The 23,324-nt window shown below is 68.7% G+C and carries 22 protein-coding genes; 8 read left to right on the top strand and 14 right to left on the bottom strand.

Features of this window, described 5'->3' with window-relative positions:
- The first annotated feature begins 63 nt into the window (after window positions 1-63).
- Window positions 64-981, top strand: a complete 918-nt coding sequence (locus tag AC3IFE_RS17280) for a LysR family transcriptional regulator (protein ID WP_301737680.1) — start codon at window positions 64-66, stop codon at window positions 979-981.
- Window positions 982-1,096: 115 nt separating this feature from the next.
- Here the strand turns inward: AC3IFE_RS17280 and AC3IFE_RS17275 are convergent, their stop codons facing one another.
- Window positions 1,097-2,086: a PDR/VanB family oxidoreductase gene (locus AC3IFE_RS17275; protein ID WP_489191295.1), complete on the bottom strand. Its 990-nt coding sequence runs from the start codon at window positions 2,084-2,086 to the stop codon at window positions 1,097-1,099.
- A gap of 215 nt (window positions 2,087-2,301) precedes the next feature.
- A complete protein-coding gene (locus AC3IFE_RS17270; RefSeq protein WP_489191293.1) occupies window positions 2,302-3,705 on the bottom strand; it encodes a spinster family MFS transporter in 1,404 nt (467 codons plus the stop codon).
- Window positions 3,706-4,115: 410 nt separating this feature from the next.
- Here AC3IFE_RS17270 and AC3IFE_RS17265 point away from each other — a divergent pair, with 410 nt between their 5' ends.
- On the top strand, window positions 4,116-5,234 hold the full coding sequence (locus tag AC3IFE_RS17265; protein WP_489191292.1) for a porin: 1,119 nt from the start codon (window positions 4,116-4,118) through the stop codon (window positions 5,232-5,234).
- A gap of 38 nt (window positions 5,235-5,272) precedes the next feature.
- Here AC3IFE_RS17265 and AC3IFE_RS17260 read toward each other — a convergent pair whose 3' ends face one another.
- Window positions 5,273-6,310 (bottom strand): LysR family transcriptional regulator, encoded by a 1,038-nt coding sequence (locus AC3IFE_RS17260; RefSeq protein WP_489191291.1) that lies wholly within the window; start codon window positions 6,308-6,310, stop codon window positions 5,273-5,275.
- Window positions 6,307-7,284: an AraC family transcriptional regulator gene (locus tag AC3IFE_RS17255; protein ID WP_489191290.1), complete on the bottom strand. Its 978-nt coding sequence runs from the start codon at window positions 7,282-7,284 to the stop codon at window positions 6,307-6,309. Before AC3IFE_RS17255 ends, AC3IFE_RS17260 begins: the two co-directional genes overlap by 4 nt.
- Before the next feature lie 149 nt (window positions 7,285-7,433).
- Here AC3IFE_RS17255 and AC3IFE_RS17250 point away from each other — a divergent pair, with 149 nt between their 5' ends.
- A complete protein-coding gene (locus tag AC3IFE_RS17250; protein ID WP_489191288.1) occupies window positions 7,434-8,540 on the top strand; it encodes an NAD/NADP octopine/nopaline dehydrogenase family protein in 1,107 nt (368 codons plus the stop codon).
- The gene (locus tag AC3IFE_RS17245; protein WP_489191287.1) at window positions 8,537-9,547 is read left to right on the top strand and encodes a 3-hydroxybutyryl-CoA dehydrogenase; all 1,011 of its coding nucleotides are present in this window, start codon (window positions 8,537-8,539) and stop codon (window positions 9,545-9,547) included. The genes AC3IFE_RS17250 and AC3IFE_RS17245 overlap by 4 nt, the downstream gene beginning before the upstream one ends.
- A gap of 11 nt (window positions 9,548-9,558) precedes the next feature.
- Here the strand turns inward: AC3IFE_RS17245 and AC3IFE_RS17240 are convergent, their stop codons facing one another.
- The 8 genes from AC3IFE_RS17240 to AC3IFE_RS17205 form a co-directional block, all read right to left on the bottom strand.
- Entirely contained in the window at window positions 9,559-10,896 is a 1,338-nt protein-coding gene (locus AC3IFE_RS17240; protein ID WP_489191286.1) for an MFS transporter, read from the bottom strand.
- A 170-nt stretch (window positions 10,897-11,066) separates the two neighbouring features.
- Window positions 11,067-12,113, bottom strand: a complete 1,047-nt coding sequence (locus AC3IFE_RS17235; RefSeq protein ID WP_489191285.1) for an ABC transporter substrate-binding protein — start codon at window positions 12,111-12,113, stop codon at window positions 11,067-11,069.
- Entirely contained in the window at window positions 12,110-13,261 is a 1,152-nt protein-coding gene (locus AC3IFE_RS17230; RefSeq protein ID WP_489191284.1) for an NAD(P)/FAD-dependent oxidoreductase, read from the bottom strand. Before AC3IFE_RS17230 ends, AC3IFE_RS17235 begins: the two co-directional genes overlap by 4 nt.
- Window positions 13,254-14,696, bottom strand: coding sequence for an FAD/NAD(P)-dependent oxidoreductase (locus tag AC3IFE_RS17225; RefSeq protein ID WP_489191283.1), 1,443 nt, complete (start codon window positions 14,694-14,696; stop codon window positions 13,254-13,256). The genes AC3IFE_RS17230 and AC3IFE_RS17225 overlap by 8 nt, the downstream gene beginning before the upstream one ends.
- A complete protein-coding gene (locus AC3IFE_RS17220) occupies window positions 14,693-15,040 on the bottom strand; it encodes a (2Fe-2S)-binding protein (RefSeq protein WP_301737691.1) in 348 nt (115 codons plus the stop codon). The genes AC3IFE_RS17225 and AC3IFE_RS17220 overlap by 4 nt, the downstream gene beginning before the upstream one ends.
- Entirely contained in the window at window positions 15,040-15,834 is a 795-nt protein-coding gene (locus AC3IFE_RS17215; protein ID WP_301737692.1) for an ABC transporter permease, read from the bottom strand. Before AC3IFE_RS17215 ends, AC3IFE_RS17220 begins: the two co-directional genes overlap by 1 nt.
- A complete protein-coding gene (locus tag AC3IFE_RS17210; RefSeq protein WP_489191282.1) occupies window positions 15,831-16,814 on the bottom strand; it encodes an ABC transporter permease in 984 nt (327 codons plus the stop codon). Before AC3IFE_RS17210 ends, AC3IFE_RS17215 begins: the two co-directional genes overlap by 4 nt.
- Entirely contained in the window at window positions 16,815-17,897 is a 1,083-nt protein-coding gene (locus tag AC3IFE_RS17205) for an ABC transporter ATP-binding protein (RefSeq protein ID WP_489191281.1), read from the bottom strand. It abuts the gene before it with no gap.
- Window positions 17,898-18,191: 294 nt separating this feature from the next.
- Between AC3IFE_RS17205 and AC3IFE_RS17200 the strand changes: the two genes are divergently transcribed.
- The 4 genes from AC3IFE_RS17200 (at window position 18,192) to AC3IFE_RS17185 (ending at window position 21,665) form a co-directional block, all read left to right on the top strand.
- Window positions 18,192-19,088 (top strand): IclR family transcriptional regulator, encoded by an 897-nt coding sequence (locus tag AC3IFE_RS17200; RefSeq protein ID WP_489191279.1) that lies wholly within the window; start codon window positions 18,192-18,194, stop codon window positions 19,086-19,088.
- 282 nt (window positions 19,089-19,370) lie between these two features.
- A complete protein-coding gene (locus tag AC3IFE_RS17195; protein WP_489191278.1) occupies window positions 19,371-20,117 on the top strand; it encodes an SDR family oxidoreductase in 747 nt (248 codons plus the stop codon).
- Window positions 20,118-20,269: 152 nt separating this feature from the next.
- Window positions 20,270-21,124 (top strand): DJ-1/PfpI family protein, encoded by an 855-nt coding sequence (locus tag AC3IFE_RS17190; protein ID WP_489191277.1) that lies wholly within the window; start codon window positions 20,270-20,272, stop codon window positions 21,122-21,124.
- A gap of 67 nt (window positions 21,125-21,191) precedes the next feature.
- Window positions 21,192-21,665 (top strand): YybH family protein, encoded by a 474-nt coding sequence (locus tag AC3IFE_RS17185; RefSeq protein WP_301737725.1) that lies wholly within the window; start codon window positions 21,192-21,194, stop codon window positions 21,663-21,665.
- Between the two features lie 110 nt (window positions 21,666-21,775).
- Here the strand turns inward: AC3IFE_RS17185 and AC3IFE_RS17180 are convergent, their stop codons facing one another.
- Both AC3IFE_RS17180 and AC3IFE_RS17175 read right to left on the bottom strand, forming a co-directional pair.
- Window positions 21,776-22,723, bottom strand: coding sequence for a GlxA family transcriptional regulator (locus AC3IFE_RS17180; RefSeq protein WP_489191276.1), 948 nt, complete (start codon window positions 22,721-22,723; stop codon window positions 21,776-21,778).
- 160 nt (window positions 22,724-22,883) lie between these two features.
- The coding region (locus AC3IFE_RS17175; protein ID WP_489191275.1) for a GNAT family N-acetyltransferase at window positions 22,884-23,324 on the bottom strand (441 nt) is incomplete at its 5' end.

Below are 23,324 nucleotides of genomic sequence, written 5' to 3'. Positions count from 1 at the left end.
CATATCGGTCAAATTGATCTAAAATCGATAATCAAATAAATGCGGCAAATGATGGAGGTCACGATGACATCGGTCGATCATCTCGATCTGAACCTGTTGCGCGTATTCCAGGCGATCGTCGAGGAACGCAGCCTGACGAAGGCCGGCGAGCGGCTTGCGTTGTCGCAGCCGGCCGTCAGCTATTCGCTCGGCCGGCTGCGCACGCTATTCGACGATCCGCTGTTCGTGCGCACGCGTTCGGGGATGCAGCCGACGCCGGTCGCGCTCGAACTCGCGGGCATCGTCGGCAAGGCGCTCGACATGGTGCGCGTCGCGCTGCGCTACGCGGAGCGCTTCGATCCGGCCACCAGCACGCGCACGTTCCGGCTGTCGCTGTCGGATGCCGGCGAGATGGCGTACCTGCCGGCGATCTGCCAGGCGTTGCGCGAGCGCGCGCCGCGCGTGACGCTCAGCGTGCAGCCGCTGCCGGTGGAGGAGATCGAGGAAGCGCTACGCGCGAGCCGGCTCGATTTCGCGATCGGCAACCTGCCGGAATTGATGCCGCGCACGCGCCACCAGGTGCTGTTCGAGGAAACCTACGTGTGCATGACGGGGCGCCGGCGCGGGCTGCCGACGGCGGCCGCGCTGAGCCTCGAGCAGTTCGTGCGCGCCGCGCACGTCAACGTGAAATCGGTCGAGCACAGCCACCACGCGCTCGACGACGCGTTGCGCGTGCAGGGCGTGGGCCGCAACATCGCGCTCGAGGTGCCGCACTTCGTCGCGCTGCCGAGCGTGCTGTCGGTCACCGATCTGTATGCGACGCTGCCGAAGCGGCTCGCGCAGATTCTCAATCGCGACAATGCATTCCGCCTGTACGACCTGCCGGTCACGCTGCCGCCCGCGCCGGTGACGATGCACTGGCACGAGCACTTCCACGAGGACGAGGGCAACGCGTGGATGCGCGCGCTGCTCGCCGAGATCGTCGAGCGTTTCGACGAGTGATGGTCGGGCGGCTCCCGCACGACGCCACCGCCGTGGCGGAGTGTCCGTCGCCCGCGCGCCTTTACATCAGTCAATCAGTAGATCGGCGCGGCAACATGGCGGCGCGCTCGGCGCATCAGAGATCGAGCACGAGCACCGCCGAGCGCGCGCGCGACACGCAGCAGCAGATCACCGTGTTGCTCGCGCGCTCGGCCTTGCTCAGGCAGTGGTCGCGATGATCGGGTTCGCCGTCGAGCACCGGCACCATGCAGGTGCCGCATACGCCTTCGCCGCATGACGTGTCGACCTCGATGCCGATCGCCGCGAGTGCGTCGACGATCGACGTATCGGGCGCGACGCGCACCGATTGACCGCTGCGTTTCAGGCGTACTTCGAAGCCATCGGCCGGGCTCGCGCCGGCTTCGGCATTGCCTGCATCCGCGGCGACGGGATCCGCCGCGAAGCGTTCGAGATGAATCGCATCTTCCGGGATTCGCTCGGCCGCGGCCGCGACAACGGCATCCATGAACGGCCCCGGCCCGCACGTATAGACATGCGCTTTCAGATCGATCGACTCGACGCAGCGGCCGAGTTCGGCCGCGAGCGCATCGGGCTCGACGCCGTAATGAAACGTCACGTGCGATGCGTACGGTTCGGCGGACAGTTCGTCGACGAAGGCGGCATGCTCGCGGCTGCGCGCGAAATAGTGCAGCCGATAACGCGCGCCGCGCTTGTGCAGCGCATACGCCATCGACAGCAGCGGCGTGATGCCGATACCGGCCGCGACCAGCACGTGCTCGCTCGCGTCATCGGTCAGACGAAACAGGTTGCGCGGCGTGCCGATCGACAATTCCGCGCCGACGCGCACGTCGTCGTGCAATGAACGCGAGCCGCCGCGCGACTGCGCTTCCTTCTTCACCGCGAACAGATAGCTGCCGCGCTCGTCCGGGTTGCCGCACAGCGAGTATTGCCGCGTGATGCCGGACGGCGCGGTGACGTCGATATGGGCGCCCGGCTCGTACGCGTCGAACGGCTGGCCGTCGACGCGCGAGACCCGGAAACAGCGGATGTCCTGCGCCGCGTCAATCAGCGCGTCGATCCGGACCTGGTGGCGGTTCGCTTGCATGGGAAATTCCGTGGGGGAGAGGAACGCGGCGCGGCAGAGCCCCGCGCCGTCATGCGATCGAGAATAGGGATGGGCATTGCATAAATCAAATCGATTAAAAAGCGATACCGGAATAAGCGGGATGGATGATGGTGGGCGTGCCGATTGTCGCCGGTCAGCGTTGCGGCGATCGCGCGGCCGGTGCGCCGACCACGCGATCGGTGAACCGAGCGACTTCAGCGAGCGGCGATGGCGTTGCCGCCGTCGACGGCCGCGTCAGCCGGCACCGCGGCCGCTGCATGACCGCGTTCGCGCTCGAGGCTGCGGCGGTAGTGGCGGCAGCCGGCGGCGAGCAGCAGCGCGGCGAGCGTGGCTGCCGCGACGTTGACGATCGACATCGAATGACCGACCGCGGCCGGCGCGCCGAACACGCGGTCGGTAAACAGCGCGACGACGGTCGTGCCGATGCCGAGTGCGATCAGGTTCGACACGAGCAGGAACAGCGCGGAGATCTGCGCACGCATCTGGTTCGGCGCGAGCGTCTGCATCGCGGCGGTCGACGTCGGCATCGGGAACGACGCGAAGAACATCGCGATCACCAGCATCGCGAGCGACGCCGGCAGGCTGTCGAGCTGCGTGAACAGCGTCGCGGGAATCACCATGCATGCGGCGCCGATTGCGCCGGCACGCATCGGCGCATCGCCGCGGCCGCGCCGCAGGAGCCAGTCGTTGAGCCAGCCGCCGCAGAACACGCCGGCCGTGTTCGCGACCAGCAGCACGATGCCGAGCGTGTAGCCGGCTTCGACGGCCGTCATCCCGAAGCGGCGGATATAGAACGCGGGCGTCCAGCTCAGCAGGCAGTACAGCGTCATCGCGTAGAACGAGAAGCCGAGGTAGTGGCACGCGAAGGTCGCGCGATGCGTGCCGACGAAGCGCAGCGAATCGCGCATCGACACGCGCCGCACGGCGCCCGAGCGATCCTGCGCGAGCCCCTTGCGCTGCGGGTCGCGCACCGTCGCGGCGAACAGCAGCGCGACGAGGATGCCCTGCAGCCCGACGATCAGGAACGTGACCTGCCACGCATGCACCTGCCCGACGACAGGCAGCGTGAATGCGCTCGCATGCTTGAGCAGCGCGATCACGTAGCCGCCGATCAGGAACGCGATGCCGCCGCCGATGAACGAGCCGAGCGAATACACGGCGATCGCGCGGCCGAGCTTCTCCTTCGGGAAGTAGTCGGCGAGCATCGAATACGCGCCGGGCGACAGCGCGGCCTCGCCGACGCCCACGCCCATCCGCGCGACGAACATCTGCACGAAGTGCTGGCTCATCCCGCACGCGGCGGTCGCGACGCTCCACAGCGCGATGCCGAGCGAGATGATGCGCGGGCGCGCATAGCGGTCGGCGAGATACGCGACCGGCAGCCCCATCACCGCGTAGAACAGCGAAAAGGCGAAGCCGTTGAGCAGGCTGAACTGCGTATCGGACAGGTGCAGGTCGCGCTTGATCGGTTCGATCATCAGCACGAGGACCTGGCGATCGACGAACGAAAAGACGTACGCGAGCATGCAGATGACGACGACATACCATTCGTACGTATAGCGCTTGCCGTCGGCAGCGCGGGCCGTGGATGCGGACATGCGGGGTCTCCAGGAGCGGGCGGTGGAAAAGCGCGGCATCGGCCTCGCGGGCCGGGCGCCGTCGCGGCACGAAAGCGTGCGGATGACACGATCGGAGACGCAGCGTAGTCGGCCAATTTCGGCCGCCATAGCCGGAGTGACAGCCGCGCCACACGGACATTTACCGACCCGGATAAAGAAAACACCGAGGCCGTGCGCGCGGGCCGCCGCGCAGCGCGCGTGCGGCGGGGCCCGTGCGCGTCATGCGGCCCGTCTATAAGCGTTATAGAGCGCATTGCGTCGACGTCCGAAATTGTCGTTCCTAGACTCGGCCCGGTTTTGATCGGCAGCGTTCGCATCCGAAAGCGAACGCGCTTCACATCGAGCGGCGCGAGGCCGACAGGCGCCGCAACTTCTACGGGACGACGCAGATGAACCAACCGAACGGGCGGGCCGACCGGCTTGCCGTACCGCTTGCCGCGCTGCTCGCGAGCATGACGCTGCCTGCCGTCGCGCAATCGAGCGTGACGCTCTACGGCCGCATCGACACCGCGATCGAATACGCGAACGCCGGGCCGAACCACGTGACGCGCATGGGCAGCGGCAACCTGTGGGCGTCGCAGTGGGGGCTGAAGGGCGTCGAGGATCTCGGCGGCGGCTATGCGACGATCTTCAAGCTCGAGGACGGCTTCAACGCGGCGAGCGGCGCGTTGTCGAACAGCAGCGCGCTGTTCGGCCGCGAGGCGTGGGTCGGCATCACGGGGCCGTTCGGCGGCGTGCAGTTCGGCGAGCTCTATACGATCCTGCATACGACGCTCGTCACGTACAGCCTGCCGGGGCTCGGCGCGGGGCTCGCATGGGGCAACGCGACCAACAACTTCGTCGGGCCCGCGTTCCTGCGCGTGCGCAACGCGATGCGCTACACGTCGCCGCGCTACGCGGGCTTCATGCTGCGCGCGATGGCCGCGCGGGGCGCCAACGGTGCAGCCGGCCAGCCGGCGACGCTCGGCGATACGTACGGCGCCGGCATCAACTACGTGCGCGGCGGATTGTCGATCGACGTCGATACCATGCAGCAGAAGTTCAGCCCGGTCGCCGCATCGACGCTCGGCGCGACGAGCACGGCCGCGAACGGCAACTACACGCTCGGTGCAATCTCGTACGACTTCAACGTCGTGAAGATTGCCGCGCTGTACCTGCGCCATCGCGGCGGCCCCGACGTCGCGACCGCGATCGACAGCCAGAGCGCGTATCCGCACAGCGACATCATGGAACTGAGCGCGACGGTGCCGATCGGTCGCGCGTCGCTGTTGCTGAGCGTCGGCCATTACCGGAAGGTGGCCGACAGCGACGGCAACGCCGATTCGTACGGCATCCGCTTCGACTATCCGCTGTCGAAGCGCACGGTCCTGTATACGGGCGCCGCGATGGTGCGCAACGGCGCGCATGCGCGCTTCGTCGTCAACGGGGCGGCCGGCGGCGGCGTCGCCGTCGCGAAGCCGGGCGCGACCGCGAGCTCGCTCGTCGCGGGCATCCTCACGTCGTTCTGAGCGTGTCGGCGCGCCCGTGCCCTTGCTCGCTTGCGCCGCTACGCGCAGGTGGGCGGCTGGGGCGCGAGCCATGCGTCGAACGGCGCCTGCTCGCCGATGTTGAACAGTTCGAGCAACAGCGCACGCAGCCAGCGGTGGCCGGGGTCCGCATCGAAGCGGCGATGCCAGTACGCGTTGACGGTCCATTCGCCGGCGCCGGCAATCTCGTACAGCACGCACGGCTGGCGCGCCGCGAACGTGATCGCGATCGTCTCCGGCAGGATCAGCGCGTAATCGCCGTCCTGCAGCAACGCCGGCACCACCATGAAATCGGGCAGCGCGGCGCGCACGCGCGGCATCAGTTCGTGCCGTTCGAGCAGTTGCATCGACTGCGGATGCGACGTGATCGCGGCGAAGCGCAGCGCGTCGGGCGCCGTGCCGTCGAGCACGAAATCGGCGGCCAGCCCGATGCGTTGCGCGGTGCGGCGCGGCATCAGCAGCACGCAGCGTTCGTGCAGCAGCGCGGTGCGCTGGAAATGGCTCGACGCATCGGCGAAATGCCCGAGCGCGAAGTCGATGCGCCCCGATTCGAGCGCGACGTTGAGCTGGCATTCGTCGACGTGCAGCGTCTCGATCACGGCGCCCGGCGCGCGCCGGGCGAACGCGGCGAGCAGCGTCGGCAGGAACGCGCTCGCCGCGAAATCGCTCATGTGCAGGCGGAACACGCGCTGCGTGCTGTCGGGCGTGAAGCGCGAGCCTTCGTCGAGCACGTCCTGCAGGATCGCGAGCGCCTTGTCGACCGAGATCGCGAGCCGTTGCGCGCGCGGGGTCGGTTCGACGCCGGTGCCGGTGCGCACGAACAGCGCGTCGCGGAACATCAGCCGCAGCCGGCCGAGCGCGTAGCTCACCGACGGCTGCGTGACGCCGAGCCGCAGCGCCGCGCGGCCGACGTGCCGCTCCTCATAGACCGCGCGAAACGTCTTCAACAGGTTGAGATCGAGATCCTGCACGCGCAGGCCGTCGGCGGAGTCGTTGTCGTGCGGCGCGGAGTCGGGGCGGGCCAAGGCGGCCGGGCGGCCGGGAGCGGAGAGCGTCATCGTGTTTGCCTCCTCGCGGTGACGGAAGGCGCGTGGCCGTAACGCCGCGCATACGCCTTCGCGAAATGGCCGAAGCCAAGGATGCCGTGCGCGATCAGCACGTCGGTCACGCTGCGCGCGTCGCCGCGTTGCAGCGCCGCGTGCACGGCGGCGAGCCGGCGCTCGCGCACGTACGCGGCCGGCGTGGTGTGCAGAAATGCGCGAAACGCATGCTGCAGCGTGCGCGGCGCGACCCCCGCGACGGCCGCCAGCGTGGCGAGCGCGAGCGGCTCGCCGAGGTGCGCGTCGACGTGCGCGCACGCGCGCCGCACGTGCGCGGGCAGCGGTGGCGTGCCGCGCAGCAGCGCGTCGCTGTAGGCGTGCGGCAGGTGCGTGAGCAGCAGCGACGTCAGCCACGCGGTAAGGTCGGCGCCGAACACCGGCGACGCGGTGCCGATGCCCGGCTGCGCGCCGAGCCGGCACAGGTACTCGAAGGTCGGCAGCATGAGCGCGGCGCCTGCGCCGGCGCCGCCGGCTGCCACGTCGAATTGCAACGGCCGCGTGAGCGGCGCGTGCAGCATGTCCTGCAACTTGCGTTCGAGCGCGCCGCGTTCGAGCCGCAGCACGAGGTTGCGGCAATCGGGGCTCGTGCGCAGGCGGCTCGCGAGCGCGGGCGACGACACGGTCAGCTCGCCGGGGCCGGCGCGCGCGACGACGTTGCCGGCTTGCAGCTCGCACGCACCGGCGAGCGTCAGCCGGAACAGGAAGTGATCGGCGTCGTCGCCGAACTCGATGCGCGTTTCGCGGCCGTAGCAGAGTTCGAGCAGCGCGCCGTGATGCAGCGGCACCTCATATAGCTCCGCGCGAAACGGATCGCGGCCGGACGCGGCCATCCGGTGCGGCCCGAGCCGATGCGCGACCGCGCGTTCGACTTCGTCGGGCGCATGCAGCGTGCCGAGCCGGTTCGGCGCATGGCGGGAAAGGGCGATGTCCATTCGTAGACCTCGTAGCGGATGCGGGGGCGATGCGGCATGCGCCGCGCCGCGATTGCGTTGCGCGAACCGGCGCGTCGTTGCGCGTTTTGAAGCGACGCGGTGCAGGCAACCGCGTAGTCTCGGACGTACTCGATCACCAGGAGAAGACGATGAAGGTATGTGTTCTGGGCGGCGGCCATGGCTGCCATGCGGCGGCCATCGACCTGCTCGAAAAAGGCCACGACGTGACGTGGTGGCGGCGCGATCGCGAGCCGCATGCGCGGCTGCGCGCGCTTGGCGTGCTGAACGTGACCGACTATCGCGGCAAGCGGGCGGTGCCGCTCGGCGATGCGCCGGACGCGATCCGCCTGACCGACGACCTGGCCGCGGCGCTGCACGGCGCGCGGCTCGTCGTGGTGCCGCTGCCGGCCACGTCGCACGACGCACTCGCCGCGCAGGTCGCGCCGCTGCTGGAGGACGGCCAGGTCGTGTTCCTGCCGCCCGGCACGTTCGGCAGCGCCGTGTTCGCCCGCGCGGCGGCCGACGCCGGCAACCGCTCGCGCGTCGCGTTCGCCGAAACGGGCACGCTGCCGTACCTGGTGCGCAAGCATCGCGACAACGACGTCGTGATCAGCGCATACGCGACACGCCTGCCGACCGGCGTGTGGCCGGCGAACGCGGCCGGCTGGGCGTTCGACGTACTGCGCGCGGGCTATCCGTCGGTCGAGCCGGTCGAGGATGCGTTGTCCGGCGCGCTGATGAACGCGGGCCCGGTGATCCATCCGCCACTGATCCTGATGAACGCCGGGCCGCTCGAACATTTCGATGCGTGGGACATCCACAACGAAGGCACGCAGCCGTCGATTCGCCGCGTGACGAACGCGCTCGACGCAGAACGGATCGCGGTGCGCGAAGCGCTCGGCTATCGCGCGCCGCATTTTCCGCTGGCCGATCACTATGCGGCCGACGGCGACGAATGGATGTACGGCCGCGGCGCGCACGGCAAGCTGACCGATAGCGGCGACTGGCGCGAGAAGATCGATTTGCGCACGCATCGCTACATGCTCGAGGACACCCGGCTCGGGCTGTCGTTCGTCGTGTCGTGCGGGCGCTGGGCCGGCGTGCCCACGCCCGTCGCGCAGGGGCTGCTGAGCGTCGCGAGCGCGGTCGCGGTGCGCGACCTGTATGCGGAAGGCCGCACGCTGGAGCGGCTCGGGCTCGCGGCGTTGTCGAAAGACGCGCTGCGCGCGCTGCTCGATACGGGGTATGCGGCATGAAGGCGGCCTACGATGTGACGCGCATCCACGTGCTCGGCGCGGGACGCATGGGGCAGGGCATCGCGCTCGTGTTCGCGTTCGCGGGCCTCGACGTGACGCTGATCGACTTCAAGCCGCGCGATGCGGCCGGCAGGTGCGCATTCGATGAACGCACGCGCGACGAGATCGCCCGGCCGCTGCATGCGCAGGTCACGCTCGGCCGCATCGATGCCGCGCAGGCGGATGCCGTCGTCGCGCGCATCGCCCTCGTGGCACGGGACGGCGCGGCCGACGCGGTGCGCGATGCCGATATCGTGTTCGAAGCGCTGCCCGAGGTGCTCGATGCGAAGGCCGACGCGCTGCGCTGGCTCGGCGAGCATGTCGATGCGCACGCAACGATCGCGTCGACCACGTCGACGTTCGTTGTCACCGAATTGCAGCGCCACGTTGCGCACCCGGCACGGATGCTGAACGCGCATTGGCTGAACCCCGCGCTGCTGATGCCGCTCGTCGAGGTTAGCCGCAGCGATGCGACCGATCAGGCCGTCGTCGACGCGCTCGCGGCGCTGCTCGAACGCGTTGGCAAGAAGCCGGTGATCTGCGGGCCCGCGCCCGGCTACATCGTGCCGCGCATCCAGGCGCTCGCGATGAACGAGGCCGCGCGGATGGTCGAGGAAGGCGTGGCCAGCGCGGAGGACATCGACACCGCGATCCGCACCGGTTTCGGCCCGCGCTTCGCGGTGCTCGGGCTGCTCGAATTCATCGACTGGGGTGGATGCGACATCCTGTACTACGCGTCGCAATACCTGGCCGGAGAGATCGGCCCGCGCTTCGCACCGGCCGCGAGCGTCGTGCGCAACATGGAAGCCGGGCGCGACGGTGTGCGCACGGGCGCCGGCTTCCACGACTATGCGACGGTCGACGTGCCCGCGTACATGCGCCAGCGGCTCGGCGAATTCGCGCGGCTGCTCGACCATCTCGGGCTCGCGCCGGCGTTCGACAGCGCGCGGCGCGACGCCGGGCGCTGAGCGTCGCGCGGTCATGCCGGGTCGCGGCGCGAATCGTCGGCGGGCGTGATGCGCGTCTCGCGCATCACGCACAGCGTCGCGACCGTGACGAGGCCGAGCGCAATGAGGAACAGCGACACCGGCCACGACGCGTGATAGCGCGCGAGCAGCGCGGTCGCGATCAACGGCGACATCCCGCCCGCGAAGATCGACGCGACTTCGTGGCCCAGCGCGACGCCCGAATAACGCACCTCGGTGCTGAACAGCTCGCCGACGAGCGCGGGCAGCGTACCGATCATCGCACCGTGGCTCACCGCCGTGCCGACCGTCAGCGCGAGCCACACGAGCGGCGTCACGCGCGTGTCGAGCATCCAGAAGAACGGAAACGCGCATGCGACGAGGCTCAGCGCGCCGATCAGGTACACGGGCTTGCGGCCGATCCGGTCGGACAGACGGCCCCAGGCGAGCATCGCGCCCATCTCGACGATCATCGCGATCATCACGCCGGTCAGCATCGTGCCGTTCGGAATCCCGACGTATTTGCCGTAGACGAGCGAGAACGCGAGGAAGATATACGCGCCGCCGTTCTCGGCCACGCGCAGCCCCATCGCGAGCAGGATTTCCTTCGGATGGCGGCGGATGCACTCGACGATCGGCAAGTGCGTGTGTGTGCCGCGCTTGCCGGCCTGCTCGAAGTCGCGGCTTTCCGGCAGATGGCGGCGGATATAGATGCCGATCGCGAAAATGACGATACTCGCGAGGAAAGGCAGCCGCCAGCCCCACGTGCGGAACATATCGTCCGGCAGCGCCTGCGCGGCGAGAAACGCGGCCGACGACAGCACGAAGCCGCCGCCCACGCCGAGCTGGCTCCACGCCGCGTAGTAGCCTCGCTGCTCGGGCGGCGCGTTCTCGCTGATCATCAGCACGCCGCCGCCCCATTCGCCGCCGGACGCGATGCCCTGCAGCAGGCGCAGCACGACGAGCGCGGCCGGCGCCCACAGGCCGACCTGCGCATAGGTCGGCAGCAGGCCGATCGCGAAGGTCGATGCGCCCATGATCAGCAGCGTCCATACGAGCGACGCCTTGCGCCCGTAGCGATCGCCGACGTGGCCGAACACGATCCCGCCGAGCGGCCGCGCGACGAAACCGAGCGCGAAGGCCGCGAACGCGGCGAGGCTGCCGGCGAGCGGCGAGGCGCCGGGCGGGAAGAACACGTGGCCGAACACCAGCGCGGCGGCCGTGCCGTACACGAAGAAGTCGTACCACTCCATCGCGTTGCCGGCGACGGAGGCGATGACGATCCGGCGTAGCTGCCGGTCGGCGAGCGGCCGGACGGCGCTCGGGGATTGCACGGTGTCGGTCGGGTACATGGCGGACTCTGAAGGGGGAGGCGGGCGCGTGCCGTCTGTTGCAGCACTGCGGGCTAGTGTTGTCGGCCCGCGGCTCCCCGGTCAAATCCGCAGAAAAAGGGGAGTGTCATCACTCCCGCAAATGATGGTCAGCCTTCTCGGGGCGCCGTGGCAGCGCGCGCCAGTGCCCCTTACCGCTCGATCTGCCGGTTCCAGCGCGTATCCCACTGTGCACGGCGCGCGTTGATCGCGGTCCAGTCGACCACCGTCACCTTGCGCACCAGATCATCGATGTTGCCGAGGCTTTGCTGCATCGCGGCCGGCATCTTCGCGAGGCGGTTGGTCGGAATCTGCTTGCCGGCCTCGGCCGCCTTCGTCTGCGCGGGCGCGGACAGCAGGAACTGCGCGAGCTTCTGCGCGAGTTGCGGATCGGGATTGTTCGCGACCACGCACAGGTCGACGAGCAGCAGCACCGGGCCTTCCTTCGGGTTCGCATATGCGACGGGGATGCCCTTGTCCTGCAGGTCGCCGACGCCGGTCGGCGTCAGCGGGAACAGGCCGGCCTCGCCGGTCTGCACCATCTCGGAGATCTTCGCCGAGTTCGGGATGTACTCGACGACGTTCGGCCCGACCGTGCTCGCCCACTTGCTGAAGCCGGGCTCGACGTTCTGTTCGTTGCCGCCGAGCAGCCGGTTGATCGCGAGGAAGCCGTGCAGCCCGAACGTGCTGCTCGACGCCGACTGGAATACGACCTTGCCCTTGTATTTCGGATCGGCGAAATCCATCCACGACGTCGGCGGCGCCCAGCCCTTCTCGGCGAACAGCTTCTTGTTGTACGCGATGCCGGTCATCCCGAGCTGCACGCCCGCGCCGACGTCGTCCTTCATCCGCGCGAACGGGTACAGCTCCTTGAGCACCGGCGAATCGTCGAGCTTCTGGCACACGCCGAGGCTCACCGCGCGCGCCATCACGCCGTCGTCGAGGAACGCGACGTGGATCTGCGGCTTGTTGCGGTTCGCAAGCAGCTTCGCGAGCACGTCCGACGACGTGCCGGGCACGATCACCACCTTCACGTTGTTCGCCTTCTCGAAGTCGGGCAGCACCTGGCTCGTATAGGCCTTTTCCATCGGCCCGCCGTTCATGCCGACGTAGATCGTCTTCGTTTGCGCGAACGCGGGCGTGTTGGCGCCTGCGACGCAGAGGGCGGCGGCCGCCGCGATCGTTCCGAGCAGTTTCATCTTTGGATTTCCTCTTGACGGAAAGGGGCGGTCGGCGCGGCTTCGCGGAAGAAGCGGCCGATCGAGAATGCATCGAGTGGGGTGGCGGTTTCACCGGTGGTGACGAGATCGGCGAGCACGTCGCCGACGCCCGGTGCGAGCAGGAAGCCGCCGCCGGAAAAACCGAACGCGTGCAGCAGGTTCGGCGTGGTGCGGCTCGCGCCGATGATCGGGTTGTGGTCGGGCGTGCAGCCTTCGACGCCGCTCCACGTGCGGATCAGCAGTGCGTCGCGCAGCGCGGGCAACAGCGCGCACGCATCGCGCATCACCGCGCGCGTCGTGTCGACCGACGGCTGGCCGAATTCGCCGTCGCCGCGGCCCCGCCCGCCGCCGATCACGCAGTTGCCGCGCGCGACCTGGCGCGCGTACACGCCGCCGCCGTACACGCCGAGGTTGTGCGCGATGAATGGCGGCAGCGGTTCGGTCACCCACATGTTCGGGTAGATCGGCTCCATCGGTACGGCTTCGCCGAAGCGTTCGGCGATCGTGTTCGCCCATGCGCCGGCCGAATTGATCAGCCACGTCGCGGTGTGCGCGCGGCCGCCCGCCTGCAAGTGAAAACGCGTGCCGTCGTGATGAACCTCATCGACGGCGGTGTGCTCGAACACGTCCGCGCCCGCCGCGCGGGCCGCGCGCGCGAACGCGGGCGACACGAGGCGCGGGTTCGCATGGCCGTCGGTCTCGCACAGCGAGCCGCCGAGCGCCGCGCGGCCCAGCCACGGGTAGCGGCGACGGAACGCGTCGCCGCGCATCACCCGCAGCGACAAGCCGTGTTCGCCGGCGAGTGCGGCATATGCGTCGAGCGCGTCGAGATCGGCGTCGCTGCGTGCGAGCCGCAAGTGGCCGGACACGACGAATTCGCCGTCGATGCCGATCAGCTCGGGCAGGCGATCCCAGATACGCCGTGCACGCAGCGCGAGCGGCAATTGCTCGGCCGGGCGGCCCTGACAGCGCACGCCGCCGTAGTTCACGCCGCTCGCCTGCGCGCCGCAGTCGCGCCGCTCGAACAGCCCGATGCGCAGCCCGCGGTGCGCGAGCGCGAGCGCGGCCGACGCGCCGACGAGGCCGCCGCCGACGATCGCGACGTCGTAATGCCGGATGTCACTCATCGCGCGCCTCGTCGGGAATCGCCGCGACGTCGTCGCCCGCGAGTGCGGCCGAGATCGGGAACGGCTTCACGGGCGGTTGCGCACGCAACCGGCCGACGTCGGCGAGCGGCCGGCCGGTTGCGGCGGCCAGCACGAGCGCGGCCGCGTCGCCGCACATGCGGCCTTGGCAGCGGCCCATGCCGACGCGCGTCAGCGCTTTCAGCCGGTTCAATTCGGTCGCCGCGCCGTCGCGCACGCAGCGGCGCAGCGTGCCCGCGTCGATTTCCTCGCAGCGGCACACGATCGTGTCGTCGGGGCAGCGGGCAGCCTGTTCGGCCGGCGGCGCGAACGCCGCCTCGAGGCCCGCGCGGAATGCGCCGATGCGCGCGAGCGTGTGGTCGAGCACCGTCGCGTCGGGTTTGTCGGACGGCGCGAGCGACGCGATGTCGGCATCGTCTAGCAGCGCGAGCGCCGCGCGTCGGCCCGATGCCTCGGCCGCATCGGCGCCCGCGATGCCCGCGCCGTCGCCGGCGACGTAGAAGCCGCGTACCGACGTGCGTCCGGCCGCGTCGCGTTCGGGCAGCCACGCGCGATTGAGCGGGTCGAATTGGAACCGGCAGCCGGCGAGATCGGCGAGTTGCGTTTCGGCGCGCAGGCCGAAGCCGAGACCGAGCGCATCGCAATCGAGCATGCGCGGCGGCGCGGACTGCGCGTCGTCGCCGGCGGCGCGCCATGCGAGCCCTGTCACGTGCTGATCGCCGAGCACGCGCTCGAGCGTGACGCCCGTTTCGATCGCGACACCATGCGCGCGCAGCCAGCCGTTGTAGTAGAGCCCTTTCGCGAAGATCGACGGCATGCGCAGCAGCGCGGGCGCGGCGGCGGCCTGGCGGCGCAGCGGGCTCGTGTCGAGCACGGCCGCGACGTGCGCGCCGGCCTTCGCATACTGATAAGCGACGAGGTAAAGCAGCGGCCCCGTGCCCGCGAACACGATGCGCCGGCCGATCGCGCAGCCCTGCGCCTTCAGCGCGACCTGCGCGCCGCCGAGCGTATAGACGCCCGCGAGCGTCCAGCCCGGCACGGGCAGCATGCGGTCGGTCGCGCCGCTCGCGACGATCAGGTGCGAGTACGGCACCGTCACCTCGCGGCCATCCTGCAACGTGTCGACGCGGCCCGCGCCGCACGACCACGCGAGCGTGTTCGCCCGATAGTCGACGTGCGACAGCAGCGCGGCCATCGTCCGGTGCACGGCGTCGGCCTTCGCGGCCTCGAAGCCGTACAGCATGCGCTTGCCGCGCACGAACGCGGCGTCGGCCGGCGGTTGACGATAGATCTGTCCGCCCCAGCGCGCGTTCTCGTCGATCACGACCGGGCGCAGACCGGCGTCGACCAGCGCCTCGGCCGCGCGCACGCCGGCCGGCCCCGCGCCGATGATCACCGGTTGCAGTGCGGCGCTCACGCTGCGTCTCCGGGCGTGATCGGCCGCGCGGACGTGAGAATCCGCATGCCTTCGGCGATCGGCGTCGAGCATGCGCGCAGCCGTGCGCCGGCTTCGGTGCGCACCCAGCAGTCCTGGCATGCGCCGATCAGGCAGAACCCCGCGCGCGGCTGACCGCTGAATTCGCTGACGCGCACGCGACGCTGCGCGACGAGGATGGCGGTGAGCACGGTGTCGCCGGCCAGCGCGTGCGCGGGGCGGCCGTCGAGCGTGAACGCGACGGCGGCGCGTTCGCGTTCGGCGACGCGCACGAACTGCGCGCCGTCGTCCGCGATGCCGGTGGAACGGGAAACGGGAGTCGTCATCAATGTTGGCCGATCAGGATGCGGTTCAGGCCGTACACGCGATCGAGCAGCAGCATCGCGCCGGCGGTGATGAAGATGACGAGCGCCGATACCGACGCCATCATCGGGTCGATCGATTCGGTCGCGTACATGTACATGCGCACGGGCAGCGTGACCGTCTGCGGCGACGTGACGAAGATCGACATCGTCAGCTCGTCGAAACTGTTGATGAACGCGAGCAGCCAGCCTCCGGTGATGCCGGGCACGATCATCGGCAGCGTGATACGGCGGAAGGTTGTCCACGGGTCCGCGCCGAGCGAGCACGCGGCCTGCTCGATGCTGCGGTCGAGGCCAGCGACGGACGCGAGCACCAGCCGCATCACGAACGGCGTGATGACGATCATGTGCGCGAGCACCAGCCACGCGAATGAGCCGGTCGCGCCGATCAGCGCGAAAAAGCGCAGCAACGCGATGCCGAGCACGAGGCCGGGAATCACGAGCGGCGACAGCAGCAACCCGTTCAGGAACGCGCGGCCGGGAAACGTCGCGCGGCCGATCGCGAGGCCGGCCGGCAACGCGATCGCGAGCGACAGCGTGGCCGATGCGAACGCGAGCTTCACGCTGTTGAAAAACGCGGTAACGAAGTCGGGATAGTCGAGGATCGCGCGGAACCAGCGCAGCGACACGCCGTGGGTCGGCAGCGTCAGCGTTTCGTCGGGCGTGAACGCGACGAGCACGACGATCACGAGCGGCGCGAGCACGAACAGGATCACGAGCGTGTGGAACGCAAGGGCGAAGGGGCCGTTCTTTCTCATCGCGTTGCGCCTCCCAGGCTGCGCGCGTAGCGGCGTTCGAGCACGCGGTAGTAGGTGAGCATCACGACGAGGTTGGCGGCGAGCAGCAGCACCGCGATCGTCGCGCCGAGCGGCCAGTTCAGCGAGCCGAGGAATTCGTCGTAGACGGCCGTGGCCGCGACCTTCAGCCGGCGTCCGCCGAGCAGGCCCGGAATCGCGAACGCGCTTGCCGACAGCCCGAACACCATCAGGCTGCCCGACAGCACGCCCGGCATCAGTTGCGGCACGACGATGCGGCGCAGCGTCGTGAACGGCGACGCGCCGAGCGACAGCGCCGCGTGTTCCGTCTGCGGATCGAGCCGCTGCAGCGCGGTCCACACCGGAATCACCATGAACGGCAGCATCACGTGCACCAGCGCGATCACGATCGCGAACGTCGTGTATTCGAGCTTGTACGGCCCGAGGCCGACGAGCCCGAGCGCCTGGTTCACGAGCCCGCTCGTGTTCAGCAGCATGCTCCAGCCGAACGCGCGCACGACGACCGAGACGAGCAAAGGCGCGAGGATCGCGAGCAGGAACAGCGAACGCCACGGGTCGCGCATCTTCGACAGCACGTACGCTTCCGGCGTGCCGATCGCGACGCAGATCGCGGTCGTCAGGGCGGCGATTCCGAACGTGCGCGCGAAGATCGTGTGGAAGTACGACGAGCCGAGCACGTCCGCGTAGTTGCCGAACTGGAACGCGGCGATCGGGCCGGTGGCCGGGTCGAAGCGGTAGAACGTCAGCACGAAGGTCATCGCGAGCGGCACGAGCACGAGTGCGGCGAACAGCGCGAAGGCGGGCGCGCACATCAGCCACAGCGGCGCGTGGGCGCGCCACGTCGCGCGCATCGGGTGCGCGGCGGTGGCGCGTGCCGGCACGGCATCGTTTGACACCGCGGCCGACTGCGCGAGTCCGGCCGGTGCGCGGTCGGTCGAGAGCGGGCGGGAAGGCTGTCCCATTCACGCCTCCCGACGCATCACGCGCACGGCGTCGCTGTGCCAGTCGATGCCGACCGGCGCGCCTTCCGCGAGCGGCTCCGCGCCTTCGTTCTGGCAGCACACGAGCACTTCGCCGAGCGCGCTGTCGACGCGGTAAAGCCACTGGCTGCCGAGGAAGAAGCGGCTCGTGACGGTCGCGGCGAAGCGGCCGGCGTCGGGCGCGCACAGCCGCAGCTTCTCGGGACGGATGCAAACCGACACTGCATCGCCGACGCGGATGTCGCGCTCGCGCGGCGGCAGGTGCGCGGTGCGGCCGGTCTCGGCGAGATCGTGCCCGAGGTCGATGCGGATCGCGTCGCCGTCGTGCGCGACGATCGTGCCGGGCAGCAGGTTCGCCTTGCCGATGAACTGCGACACGAAATGATTCTCCGGGCGTTCGTACGCGCGGTACGGCGTATCGGTCTGCGTGATGCGGCCGGCTTCCATCACGACCACGCGGTCGCTGATCGACAGCGCTTCCGACTGATCGTGCGTGACCATGATCGTCGTCGTGCCGATCTTGCGCTGGATCGCGCGCAGCTCGAACTGCATCTCCTCGCGCAGCTTCGCGTCGAGATTCGACATCGGTTCGTCGAGCAGCAGCACCGGCGGCTCGATCACGACCGCGCGCGCGATCGCCACGCGCTGCCGCTGGCCGCCCGACAGTTCGCGCGGAAAACGGTGCGCGAGCGCGTCGAGGCGCACCAGCGCCAGCGCCGCGCGGACGCGTTCGGCGCGCTCGGCCTTGTCGACGCCGCGCATGTCGAGGCCGAAGCCGACGTTCTCCGCGACGCTCATGTGCGGAAACAGCGCATAGCTCTGGAACACGATGCCGAGCCCGCGGCGGTTCGGCTTCAGGTGCGTGATGTCCTGCCCGTCGAGCGCGATGCGGCCGCGCGTGACGTCGACGAAGCCGGCGATCATCTGCAGCGTGGTGGTCTTGCCGCAGCCGGACGGCCCGAGCAGCGACACGAATTCGCCTTGCTCGACCGACAGGTTGACGTCCGCGACGGCGGTGAGTTCGCCGAACGATTTCGTCAGATCCGTAAGCGTGAGAAACGACATGGGGAGCTCCGGGTTCGCACACCGCATGGCCGGTGCGCCGATGACGCGGACTCTAGCCAGCCATATTTCGGAGCGTCAATTTGGAATTCTGCTGAACGGGAGGAATTTCCGAAAAATTCCATTCAATGGAACGAACGGGAAAGCCGCCTGCGAATCGTTCCGTTGGATGAAGGGCGGCCGACCCGCGAAACGCACGCGTCAATCCCGTGCACACCCGGATGCCCGCGGATTTTCGGCCGGACGACAATGGCGGCTATCGTATTCCGTTCAATGAAATCGTCGAGGAGAGCCGGCATGCAGGAACCCCATTCGACCGGAACGTCGCCGGCGGCACGTACGCCGTGCCCGGACGAGGACGCCATCGACCCGGCCGATACGGCCGGCGCGCCGGGCACCGGCATGCTGCAGCGCGCGTTCGCGATCCTGCGCGCGCTGGCCGGCATGCAGCAGGACGGCGTGCGCGTCACGCATCTCGCGAAGGCCGTCGGCCTCACGCAGGGCACCGCGCACCGGATCCTGCAATCGCTGATCGCCGAAGGGATGGTCGAACAGGACGAGCAGTCGAAGCTGTACCGGCTGAGCGTCGACTTCTTCGCGCTCGCCGCGCTGGCCGGCAACCCGAGCAGCATGCGCACGCTGTGCCGGCCCGCGCTGCTGCGCCTGTGCGCGAGCCTCGGCGAAACCATCTTCCTGCTCGTGAAGAGCGGCTTCGACGCCGTGTGCCTCGACCTGTGCGAAGGGCCGTTTCCGATCCGCTCGTTTACCGGCGACATCGGCGGGCGCATCGCGCTCGGCGTCGGGCAGGGCAGCCTCGCGATCCTCGCGTTCCTGCCGGAGGCCGAGCGCGAGGAAGTGATCCGCTTCAACGTACCGCGCATCCGCGGCTACGGCGTACTCGACGAGGTGTACCTGCGCACCGAGATCGAACGCGTGCGGCAACTCGGCTACGCGGGCCGCAACAGCGGCGTGCTCGACGGGATGGCCGGCGTCGCGGTGCCGATCCTCGATCGCACCGGTTATCCGGTCGGCGCGCTGAGCGTCGGCACGCTCGCGTCGCGGCTCGGCGACGACCGCATGCCGATGGTCGTCGAACTGCTGCGGCGGCAGGCCGACGCGATCGGCCCGCGCACGAATCCGTTCGACGCCGCGTTGCGGCGGCCGATGCACGGGCTAGCGGGGAAAACCGCATAGCGGCGTTACGCGTTGCCGTTTCGTCGGCTTGCTTGCGCAAGCCATTCACGTTCGATCGAGGCGCGCAGGGTCCAGTGGACCTGCGCGCTTTTGTTTTTTACGGCGTCGCTTGCCGGCTCGGACTGAATGAAGCGAATGGCGCTTTTCGAGGGTTATACGACCTTTGCGACATTTGCCTCCCGCTCCATACTTGACGTGAACGATCAAGCCGGAACACGCACGCACACGCCATCGCGTGTCGCGTATCCGGCCTGGTACTCACGACATGAAAAGGAACGGAAGATGAGACTCGGCAACAAATCGGCGTTGATCACGGGCGGTACCAGCGGCATCGGCTTGGCCACCGCGAAGCGGTTCATTGCGGAAGGCGCGCGCGTCGCGGTGACGGGGCGCGACGAGGCCGTATTCGAGCGCGTGAAGGCGGAGCTCGGCGAGCACGCGCTCGTGCTGAAGGGCGACGTGCGTTCGCTCGACGACATGCGCGCGATTGCCGCCGAGGTCGACGAGACGTTCGGCGGCTTGGACATCGTGTTCGCCAACGCGGGCTGGGCTTTCCCGTCCGCCGTCGACGACATTGACGACACGCTCTATAACGACATCATGGACGTCAACGTCAAGGGCGTGGTATTCACGCTTCAAGCGGCGCTGCCGTACTTGCGCGAGGGTTCGTCGGTGATCCTCAATACCTCGTTCGTCGATCAGACCGGCAAGCATGGCATCTCGTTGACCGCGGCGGCGAAGGCGGCCGTGCGATCGCTGGCCCGCAGCTGGTCGTACGAATTTCTCGACCGGAAAATCCGTTTCAACGCAATCGCGCCCGGCCCGATCGATACGCCGCTGCTCGCCAAGTGGGGCAAGCCCGACGACTGGGTGCGCGAGCGCAAGGCCGAATTCGCGCACGCGATTCCGGCGGGCCGCATGGGCACGGCCGACGATATCGCGTACGCGGCGCTTTATCTCGCCAGCGACGAATCGTCGTACGTCGTCGGCACCGAGCTGGTCGTCGATGGCGGTGCGTCGCAGCTTTGAGCCGGCGCTTCGCGCTGCCCGCGCCCGGCACGTCACCCCGGTTCATCCCCATCCCCGATTTTACGTCCGCCACGCGATTCGCCGTGGCGATTATTCGACCTGGCCCGGCGTGGTGCGCTTACCCATGGGCCGAAGTGCAAGGAGCAATCATCTTGACCGACAGTAGCGATAACCATGCCTCTGCCAGGCAACTCACGCGGGCAGGCCGTTCGCGCCGCGATGCCCTGAAGTTCGGCGGCGCCGCCACGCTCGGCGCCGTGCTGGGCGGCGGCGCGTTGCTCGGGCACGCCACGCCTGCGCCTGCACCGATGGGCAACGTCGGGCTGCTTGCGCCGAACGAGCCGCTCAACATCCTGATCGTCAACTACGACGGTGGCACACTGCTCGACTTCGCGGGCCCCAGCGAGATTTTCCACCGGCTGCCGAATACGAACGTTCGCTACGCGAGCCTCGATGGCGGCAACGTGACGCTCGAATTCGGCGTCGTGTACGGCAAGACCGAACGGCTGGCCGATATCGACAAGACCGACGTGATCCTCGTGCCCGGCGGTTCCGATTTGTCGGCGCCGATGCGTCCGGCGTATCAGGCGCAGATCCGGCGTCTCGCGGAAAGCGCCAAGCACGTGACGTCGGTGTGCAACGGCTCGCTCGTGCTCGCCGCGACGGGCGTGCTCAACGGCAAGCGCAGCGCGTGCCATTGGGCGTTCGTCAACAAGCTGGCCGAATACGGCGCGATTCCCGTTCCCGATCGCTTCGTCGAAGACGACGACGGCCGCTTCATGAGCGGCGGCGGCGTGACGGCGGGCATCGACTTCGCGCTGCGCGTGGCGGAGAAGCTGCGCGGCCGGCAGGCGGCCGAATACACGCAGCTCGTCGTCGAATACGATCCCGATCCGCCGTTCCATTCGGGTCATCCGAGAGATGCACGGCCCGAACTCGTCGCGATGGTCGACAAGAAGCTGCCCGGCGCATCAAAGGGACTTGCACGCGTTCCCGGCGTTCGCTGACACGCTTGCCGGCGACGCGTGCAGGGTCGCCGCCTCTTCAATTCACACCCGATCCGGAAATCACTCGATGCGACAGATTCATCTTTGTACGGCTGCGCTTGCAGCGTGCGTGTCCTTTTTTGCGTTCACGGCGCCGGCTGTCGCCGGTGGTGCGCAACGTCTGCCCGAAGCGGCCATCAAGGCCGAAAACGCGCGCTGGGCAGATGCGTTCTCGCGAGGCGACTACGACGCGATCGGCCGCCTCTATACCGACGACGGCGCGCTCTTGCCGCCGGGCGGCGACAAAGTCATCGGACGCCGCGCGATCGCCGACTACTTCACGAGCGGATATGCGGGATCGAAGCCCGGCACCGTCTCGTTCAGCAACTATGAGTTCTACGGTAATGAACGGGTCGTGACGGAGGTATCGGATGCGGAGGTTCGCGACGGTGACGGCAAGCTCAAGGTCCGCGCGAAGCAGACGCTTGTTTTCATGAAGCAGCACGGCACGTGGAAGCTGCATCGCGACATGTGGAACGCTTACCCGCCCGTCAAGGATTGACGGACATCGACGTCCGGCGAAATGGCGCGCCGCGTAGTCACGCTACGCGCGCGCCAATCATCCGTTAGCGAGACGTCGACCCCGCAGCGTGCCGATCGGCGCGCGGTCGATCAGCGCGCTGCGTTCGACCGGCTCTCGCGTCGAACCGCTTGCGGCGGGTGTCCGAGCAGCTTGATGAAGGCTCGGCGCATCCGCTCCGGATCGGTGAAGCCGACCGCCAGCGCAATCTGCTCGATCGGTTCGCTGCCGCCCTGCAGGCGCAGCCTCGCGGCTTCGACGCGCAAGCGCTCGACGGCCCTCGCGGGCGTTTCACCGGTTTCCCGGCGAAAGGCGCGCCCGAACTGCCGCACACTCAGGCTGGCCGCATCGGCGAGCCGCTCGACCGGCAACGCCTCCGCCAGATGTTCCCGGGCGAAATTCAGCGCGATGCGGATGCGATCCGATTCCGGCTCCATCTGCGACATCGCGGAGAACTGCGACTGCCCGCCGGGCCGCCGATACGGCACGACCAGCAGCCGCGAGACCTCGCGCGCAATCTCCGCGCTCATGTCTCGTTCGATCATGCCGAGCGCGAGGTCGATGCCGGACGCGATGCCCGCCGACGTCCAGACGCGGCCGTCGACGACATAGATACTGTCGCCGTCGACCCGCGTGCGAGGAAAGCGCGATTGCAATTGCGCGGCGTAGCGCCAGTGCGTCGCCGCTCTCAAACCGTCCAGCGAACCGGTTTCCGCCAGCAGAAATGCGCCCGTACACACGCTTGCCACGCGCGACGCCTTGGCGGCGAGTTTGCTGGCGGCGGCGATATTGTTCGGTGTCTGCATCGGCGCGATATTGCCGCCGACGAACACGACGGTGTCGAAGGCGCGTCGCCCGATCGGCTTCGTGTCGATCGACAGGCCGGTATTGCCGGGAATCGGGCCGCCGGACGGCGAGATGACGTGAAGATCGTAGGGCGTGTGGCCGGCGGCCGTGGCGACCTGATTGAAGGCCGACAACGGGCCGCCCAGATCGAGCGCGTCGTAGCCGCTGCAAACGAAGAATCCAATGCGATGCATGCCGAACCAATTGATCGAGAGACCCGGAATGGCGGATTTTACCGGGAACCCTCGCTTTGTGCCGTTTGACTGGAAACGACGGAAAAACGACGTTTACACCGTCATCGATCCACGATATTCGTTTGCGCCGCGCCGAGGCGATGCCGACAGGAAGCGACGATCAGCGGCGGTAGATGAACTCCAGGTCGGTCGATTCGCCGACCTTGAAATCGTACGTACCGACACGCTTGAAGCCTGCCTTCTCGTAGAACGCGATGGCCTTCGCGTTGCCCGACCACACGCCCAGCCATACCGGACCAGGGCGCGTTTCGGCGAGATACGCGAGCGCGGCGTCGAACAAGGCCCGCCCGGCGCCGGTTCCCTGGGTGCCGCGTCGAAGATAGATTTGATGGACCTCTCCCGACCCGTCCGCCACTTCCGGGTGCGGCAGCTTGCACGGCCCCGCGTGCGCATACCCGACCAGCGTGCCGTCGTCGCCTTGCGCGACCCACGTGCGGCACTGCGGGTCGCCGAGCTGCCCGGTGATCGCTGCCACCGAATAGGCACGGGCTTCGTATTCGGCCAGATCGTCCGGCGGGTAGTCGATGCCGAATCCGTCCTG

This window comes from Burkholderia sp. APQ4-4ca, from assembly GCF_057837105.1.
This window is presented reverse-complemented; position numbering and strand designations above follow the sequence as displayed.

What these genes read in the sequence shown, in the direction of transcription:
- AC3IFE_RS17265 (WP_489191292.1), top strand. Translation starts at nt 4,116, where the DNA reads ATGAACCAACCGAACGGGCGGGCCGACCGGCTTGCCGTACCGCTTGCC.
- AC3IFE_RS17270 (WP_489191293.1), bottom strand. Translation starts at nt 3,705, where the DNA reads ATGTCCGCATCCACGGCCCGCGCTGCCGACGGCAAGCGCTATACGTAC.
- AC3IFE_RS17275 (WP_489191295.1), bottom strand. Translation starts at nt 2,086, where the DNA reads ATGCAAGCGAACCGCCACCAGGTCCGGATCGACGCGCTGATTGACGCG.
- AC3IFE_RS17210 (WP_489191282.1), bottom strand. Translation starts at nt 16,814, where the DNA reads ATGGGACAGCCTTCCCGCCCGCTCTCGACCGACCGCGCACCGGCCGGA.
- AC3IFE_RS17235 (WP_489191285.1), bottom strand. Translation starts at nt 12,113, where the DNA reads ATGAAACTGCTCGGAACGATCGCGGCGGCCGCCGCCCTCTGCGTCGCA.
- AC3IFE_RS17195 (WP_489191278.1), top strand. Translation starts at nt 19,371, where the DNA reads ATGAGACTCGGCAACAAATCGGCGTTGATCACGGGCGGTACCAGCGGC.
- AC3IFE_RS17215 (WP_301737692.1), bottom strand. Translation starts at nt 15,834, where the DNA reads ATGAGAAAGAACGGCCCCTTCGCCCTTGCGTTCCACACGCTCGTGATC.
- AC3IFE_RS17205 (WP_489191281.1), bottom strand. Translation starts at nt 17,897, where the DNA reads ATGTCGTTTCTCACGCTTACGGATCTGACGAAATCGTTCGGCGAACTC.
- AC3IFE_RS17200 (WP_489191279.1), top strand. Translation starts at nt 18,192, where the DNA reads ATGCAGGAACCCCATTCGACCGGAACGTCGCCGGCGGCACGTACGCCG.
- AC3IFE_RS17230 (WP_489191284.1), bottom strand. Translation starts at nt 13,261, where the DNA reads ATGAGTGACATCCGGCATTACGACGTCGCGATCGTCGGCGGCGGCCTC.
- AC3IFE_RS17250 (WP_489191288.1), top strand. Translation starts at nt 7,434, where the DNA reads ATGAAGGTATGTGTTCTGGGCGGCGGCCATGGCTGCCATGCGGCGGCC.
- AC3IFE_RS17185 (WP_301737725.1), top strand. Translation starts at nt 21,192, where the DNA reads ATGCGACAGATTCATCTTTGTACGGCTGCGCTTGCAGCGTGCGTGTCC.
- AC3IFE_RS17220 (WP_301737691.1), bottom strand. Translation starts at nt 15,040, where the DNA reads ATGACGACTCCCGTTTCCCGTTCCACCGGCATCGCGGACGACGGCGCG.
- AC3IFE_RS17240 (WP_489191286.1), bottom strand. Translation starts at nt 10,896, where the DNA reads ATGTACCCGACCGACACCGTGCAATCCCCGAGCGCCGTCCGGCCGCTC.
- AC3IFE_RS17260 (WP_489191291.1), bottom strand. Translation starts at nt 6,310, where the DNA reads ATGACGCTCTCCGCTCCCGGCCGCCCGGCCGCCTTGGCCCGCCCCGAC.
- AC3IFE_RS17280 (WP_301737680.1), top strand. Translation starts at nt 64, where the DNA reads ATGACATCGGTCGATCATCTCGATCTGAACCTGTTGCGCGTATTCCAG.
- AC3IFE_RS17245 (WP_489191287.1), top strand. Translation starts at nt 8,537, where the DNA reads ATGAAGGCGGCCTACGATGTGACGCGCATCCACGTGCTCGGCGCGGGA.
- AC3IFE_RS17255 (WP_489191290.1), bottom strand. Translation starts at nt 7,284, where the DNA reads ATGGACATCGCCCTTTCCCGCCATGCGCCGAACCGGCTCGGCACGCTG.
- AC3IFE_RS17180 (WP_489191276.1), bottom strand. Translation starts at nt 22,723, where the DNA reads ATGCATCGCATTGGATTCTTCGTTTGCAGCGGCTACGACGCGCTCGAT.